We start from the raw sequence: 938 nt of genomic DNA, 5'->3' as shown, positions 1-938 counted from the left end.
GTGGATATCCTTTTCGACCATCTAGTAAGGTTTAGAGGAAGCGACGGCCAAGTCAAGCATCAGCCGGTGAGGCAGGCCGTGGCGGCTTAGCAAACTTCCGACGATGCTCAAGATGATGGCATATCCCCAGACGTCTGCTTTGCTTTCGCATCTTATAAAAGGAGACAGTCCCCAAACCACCCCGAATCCGACGCTGCGTCTGGTGACCTTTGGCAGCACCCGACCCCAAGCTAGACACTTCCGCGCAACTGCTCAGTTGCCGAAAGCGGTCGTGCCGCATATGCATTCGTAGTCCCGACGCTCAAACAGAACCCTTACCGTATGGAAGCAGATACCAACAAACCAGCCATCCCGACCGAAGCCGTCGATGCACTGTCAATACTAGCACATCGGCTCGGTCCTTTGCTTCAAGCAGTCTATCTGCACGGATCCGCCGTAGGACAAGGGTTGAGCAAATGGAGCGATGTTGACCTGCTCGCAGTGATGGATGGGCCTCTATCGGAGTCTGTGCGAGCGCCTCTGATGACCGATATCATGGCCGTCTCCGGACTCTACCCGTTCGATCATCGAGGGCGACGTCCGCTGGAAATTATGATTTTCCAAGCGGCGGATCTGGAGCGGCTTCCGTATCCGGCGCGCGCTGAGTTCGTATACGGGGAATGGTTGCGCGACGCGTTAACGAACGGCGCAGTTACGCGAGCCGAAACCAGCCCCGAGTTTACGCTGGTTCTCGCGCAGGCACGGCGGGAAGCGCTACCGATGGTTGGCCCGGGCCTGGCTGACTTTGTTTCGGACATTCCTCCCGACAGCATACACCGGGCGATTGGCGAACTGCTGCCAGAGCTGATCGGCCGTGTCGACGGCGACGAGCGCAATGTCCTTCTGACGCTGGCACGGATGTGGAGAACTCTCACAACGAACCAGTTCATTTCCAAGAA

1 protein-coding gene is annotated in these 938 nt (G+C 57.4%); it reads left to right on the top strand.

Annotated elements, in window-relative coordinates; all coding sequences use genetic code 11:
* Window positions 1–522 precede the first annotated feature (522 nt).
* On the top strand, window positions 523–938 hold a 416-nt coding region (locus AC1DWF_RS32830; RefSeq protein WP_476842696.1), incomplete at its 3' end, for an aminoglycoside adenylyltransferase domain-containing protein.

The sequence above is a fragment of the Aminobacter sp. P4_D5 genome (assembly GCF_056401815.1).
Note: the sequence above shows the minus strand (reverse complement) of the source record. Positions and strands in the feature narration are given on the sequence as shown.